Genomic DNA, 718 nt, shown 5'->3' on the forward strand with positions numbered 1-718 from the left:
TCCAGAGAGCTTCCAAATGAACCGACTTCGTGCAGGCGTTCGCGAAGTCGTCGAGGAGTTTTTCTAGGCTGATTCGTTGGTGCTTTTTGAGCCTTCTTCGCACGAAGGAGACTGCTTTCAAGCTCAGGGCCTGATAGATCATTGCGGCGAGAATGAGCACCTGAAAGTGGTTCTCGTTGCTCTTGCGATTGAGGGCGGGGCCGAGGTTCGCGGACTGCTTCCAGGCGCGGAAAATGATCTCAATCCTCCAGCGGCATCGGTAGAGTTCGCTGACCTCCGCTGCTTTCATCATGGTCTGCGCAATATTGGTCACCACGATGTGCCAGCCGCAGCGAAGAAGGCGGGACCGGGTCGGCGTTTTGCCAGTTTTAGAGGCGGCTTCCCGAACCTCCCGACGCGCTTTTTCGGCCACTTGAGGAAGGGCTTTGATGGCCACGAGACGGGCGCTATGTCCGGCTGCTCCGAGTTGAACCGCGATATCCACTGTATCCGTAGTAGACGACTCCAGATGTTCATCGAGCGAAGTCCCGTCCTTGGGTGCAATGAGCAGATTTGATGGCACCCGGCTTAACCAGAAGGCCTGTTTTTGCTCAACGCGTTGGAACTCCGCGAGGCTGAAATAACCCCTGTCCCGGAGCACGAGGTCGCGCTTTTGCACGAGGTCGATGGTGCTTTTTCCAATCTCCCGATCCTGCTCGGTGGCGAGGTGAAGTTGGCT

Annotated in this window: 1 protein-coding gene; it reads right to left on the reverse strand. The window is 56.7% G+C overall.

Features of this window, described 5'->3' with window-relative positions; all coding sequences use genetic code 11:
• A partial coding sequence (locus JIN78_RS16870; protein ID WP_200393167.1) for a transposase occupies positions 1-718 on the reverse strand: 718 nt, incomplete at both ends.

The sequence above is a fragment of the Roseibacillus ishigakijimensis genome, assembly GCF_016595415.1.
GTDB classification, from domain to species: Bacteria; Verrucomicrobiota; Verrucomicrobiia; order Verrucomicrobiales; family Akkermansiaceae; genus Roseibacillus; species Roseibacillus ishigakijimensis.